Consider the following 3473-nt stretch of genomic DNA (forward strand, 5'->3'; position numbering starts at 1 on the left):
AATGCTCGAGCTCGGCGGCATCGGGACGAATGAGCAGATTGCGGATGAACAGCGAGTGCCAGGCAAATTCGGTGATCACCCTGGTCGGCAGCTTCAGCTCCGCATCGGCGCCGCCGATCAGGTCCTGGACGTATAGATCCTTGTCCGCGGCATGCGTCTGGAAATCGGCGAGCAGCGTGTCGAACTGGGCTTGTGAAATTGCCTTGTTGTTGTCCCACCAGACATGCGGTTCGGTGTCGCTGTTGCGGACGACAAACTTGTCCTTGGGCGAGCGGCCGGTATGCTGGCCTGTCTCGGCGACCAACGCGCCATGTGCGGTCAAGCGGGCCTCGCCGCGCCGGATCGAGTCCTCATAAAGAGCAGCCGCACCGAAATTATAGCGCACCACGCCGGTGGTTTTCAGGCCGATATGATCGATCGCGCAGGCGGAATTGCGTTTGCCGACTTCCGACATCGAGTGTCCCTCTTGGATTTGCCGCATCTTTGCCGGCACGTTCCCGGCACGCCCACTACGCGGGCTGAGATGGTCAGAACCAGAAAAGACGAATGATATCAAATCATTAATCGATTTAAATATTTTGAAAGTTGTTTAAATCGTTTATATGTGCAAAAAGTTTGGCGGTTGCCCAAAGGATTGGCGATGTACGTTCGTCCAATCCCTGTCGAGGTAGGATTGTGGCCGCCGGCATGCCGCGCGTGACAGCGGACAAGGCCTATGCCACATTTTGTACCTAATTTGTCCTGCAAAAGCCCCTTCTCTACGACAGAAGGGACAGCTCATGAGGGAGCCGCTTGAAATGGCAACAATCGCGCTTGTCGATGACGACCGCAACATTCTGACATCGGTGTCGATCGCCCTGGAATCCGAGGGGTATCGCGTCGAGACCTACACGGATGGTGCGTCGGCGCTGGAAGGCCTGGCGGCACGCCCGCCGAACCTTGCCATCCTCGACATCAAGATGCCGCGCATGGACGGCATGGAACTGCTGCGCCGGATGCGCCAGAAGTCCGACCTGCCGGTGATCTTCCTGACCTCCAAGGACGACGAGATCGACGAATTGTTCGGCCTCAAGATGGGCGCCGACGATTTCATCCGCAAACCCTTCTCACAGCGCCTGCTGGTCGAGCGCGTGCGCGCCGTGCTGCGCCGCGCCAGTGCCCGCGAGGCCGCCGCCAAGACACCCAGCCAGCAGGCCCGCTCTCTCGAGCGCGGCCAGCTCGTCATGGACCAGGAGCGCCACACCTGCACCTGGAAGGGCGAGCCGGTGACGCTCACCGTCACCGAGTTCCTGATCCTGCATTCGCTGGCGCAGCGTCCCGGTGTCGTAAAAAGCCGTGATGCGCTGATGGATTCGGCTTATGATGAACAGGTCTATGTCGACGACCGCACCATCGACAGCCACATCAAGCGGCTGCGCAAGAAGTTCAAGGCCGTCGACGACGACTTCGAGATGATCGAAACCCTTTACGGAGTCGGATACCGGTTCCGCGAAGCATAAGTAGCAGGGCCTGCTATTCGATGGCAGTGGAAGCACAGCGAACAAGACCGGCGGGCGCCTCCAGGCGGCCGTCGCGGATCATGCCGTCCTTCGTCTCGAAGATCACGGTGCCGATGCGCCGCTTCCTTGGCCATCACATCTTTTCCAGCCTGACGCGGCGTATCCTGTTCCTCAACCTTGCCGGCCTCGCCGTCCTGGTGACCGGCATCCTCTATCTCAACACCTTCCGCGACGGGCTGATCGACGCCCGCGTCGAAAGCCTGATGACCCAGGGCGAGATCATCGCCGGCGCCATCGCCGCTTCGGCGACGGTCGAGACGGATTCGATCAGCATCGACCCGGAAAAGCTGCTTGAACTGCAGGCCGGCGAAAGCCTGGGGCCGGGCTCCGACCAGCTCGACAATCTCGATTTCCCCATCAACCCGGAGCGTGTTGCCCCGGTGCTGCGAAGGCTGATCTCGCCGACCAGGACCCGCGCCCGCATCTATGACCGCGACGCCAATCTGCTGCTCGATTCGCGCCACCTCTATTCGCGTGGCCAGATCCTGCGCTACGACCTGCCGCCGGTCGAGGAAGAAGAGCCCGATCTGGTCGAGCGCATCCAGAAATTTGTCTTCGACTTCTTCCGCAACACCGAGCTGCCGGTCTATCACGAGCAGCCGGGCGGCAATGGCGCCGCTTTCCCGGAAGTGGTCAAGGCGCTCACCGGCAGCCCTTCGACCATCGTGCGCGTCAGCGAGCAGGGCGAGCAGATCGTTTCGGTGGCGGTGCCGATCCAGCGCTTTCGTGCCGTCCTGGGCGTGCTGATGCTGTCGACCGAAGGCGGCGACATCGACAAGATCGTCGCCGCCGAGCGCAAGGCGATCCTGCGCGTCTTCGGCATCGCGGCCCTTGTCACCGCCATCCTGTCGATGCTGCTCGCCTCGACCATCGCCAATCCGCTGCGCCGGCTGTCGGCGGCGGCGGTGCGAGTGCGGCGCGGCGTCAAGAGCCGTGAGGAGATCCCCGACTTTTCCGACCGCCAGGACGAGATCGGCAATCTGTCGATCGCCATACGCGACATGACCAACGCGCTCTACGCCCGGATCGAGGCGATCGAAAGCTTCGCGGCCGATGTCTCGCACGAGCTGAAGAACCCGCTGACGTCGCTGCGCAGCGCGGTGGAGACCCTGCCGCTGGCCAAGAACGACGATTCGCGCGGCCGGCTGATGGATATCATCCAGCACGATGTCAGGCGGCTGGACCGGCTCATCACCGATATTTCCGACGCATCGCGCCTGGACGCGGAACTCGCGCGTGAAGATGCGGGAACGGTCGATTTGAAGAAATTCATCACCGATCTGGTCGCCGTTTCGCGCGAAGCGACGCGCAACAAGAAGGCGGTCGAGATCGAGTTCAAGGCCGCCAAACTGCCGCAGGGCGTCAAAGGCTATGTCGTCGTCGGCCATGATCTGCGCATCGGCCAGGTCATCACCAATTTGATCGAGAACGCCCGTTCCTTCGTTCCCGAGGATCATGGCCACATCAGCCTGTCGCTGGCGCGTGCCGGCAAGTTCAACATCGTCACCATCGACGACAATGGCCCCGGCATCCGCGCCGACAACATCGACCGCATCTTCGAGCGCTTCTACACGGATCGGCCGGCCGGCGAGGCGTTCGGCCAGAATTCGGGCCTTGGCCTGTCGATATCCAGGCAGATCGTCGAGGCCCATGGCGGCACGCTCACCGCCGAGAACATCCCCGGCACCAAACCCGGCGAGATCAAGGGCGCGCGTTTTGTGGTGACGTTGCCGGCCGAAGGCTGAGAGCATGAATTCCAACCATGCCTGGTCCAGCCGTGCAGCCTGAAAACATTCACGCGACAATGGTTTTGATCGGCGAGCGCGGCATTCTCATCACCGGAGCCTCCGGCTCGGGCAAGACGGGGCTGGCGCTGGCGCTCATAGATCATTGTCGCCAGCGCCAGCGCCGTCT

At 61.9% G+C, this 3473-nt stretch carries 3 protein-coding genes and 1 pseudogene; 3 read left to right on the forward strand and 1 reads right to left on the reverse strand.

Features of this window, described 5'->3' with window-relative positions; genetic code table 11:
- Positions 1 to 454, reverse strand: a 454-nt coding sequence (locus tag EN991_RS28295; protein WP_127369984.1) for a phosphoenolpyruvate carboxykinase (ATP), incomplete at its 3' end; no start/stop codon positions are given.
- Positions 455 to 797: 343 nt separating this feature from the next.
- On the opposite strand from EN991_RS28295, the gene EN991_RS28300 reads away from it, so the two are divergent.
- The 3 genes and pseudogenes from EN991_RS28300 to EN991_RS41155 all read left to right on the forward strand — a co-directional run.
- On the forward strand, positions 798 to 1499 hold the full coding sequence (locus EN991_RS28300; protein ID WP_013528337.1) for a response regulator transcription factor: 702 nt from the start codon (positions 798 to 800) through the stop codon (positions 1497 to 1499).
- A gap of 20 nt (positions 1500 to 1519) precedes the next feature.
- On the forward strand, positions 1520 to 3304 hold the full coding sequence (locus tag EN991_RS28305) for a sensor histidine kinase (RefSeq protein ID WP_024501992.1): 1785 nt from the start codon (positions 1520 to 1522) through the stop codon (positions 3302 to 3304).
- Between the two features lie 17 nt (positions 3305 to 3321).
- Positions 3322 to 3473 (forward strand): annotated as a pseudogene (locus EN991_RS41155) (type IV secretion system DNA-binding domain-containing protein); the annotation flags it as partial.

The sequence above is a fragment of the Mesorhizobium sp. M7A.F.Ca.US.005.03.2.1 genome (assembly GCF_003997795.1).
Taxonomy (GTDB): domain Bacteria; phylum Pseudomonadota; class Alphaproteobacteria; order Rhizobiales; family Rhizobiaceae; genus Mesorhizobium; species Mesorhizobium ciceri.

What these genes read in the sequence shown, in the direction of transcription:
- EN991_RS28300 (WP_013528337.1), top strand. Translation starts at nt 798, where the DNA reads ATGGCAACAATCGCGCTTGTCGATGACGACCGCAACATTCTGACATCG.
- EN991_RS28305 (WP_024501992.1), top strand. Translation starts at nt 1,520, where the DNA reads ATGGCAGTGGAAGCACAGCGAACAAGACCGGCGGGCGCCTCCAGGCGG.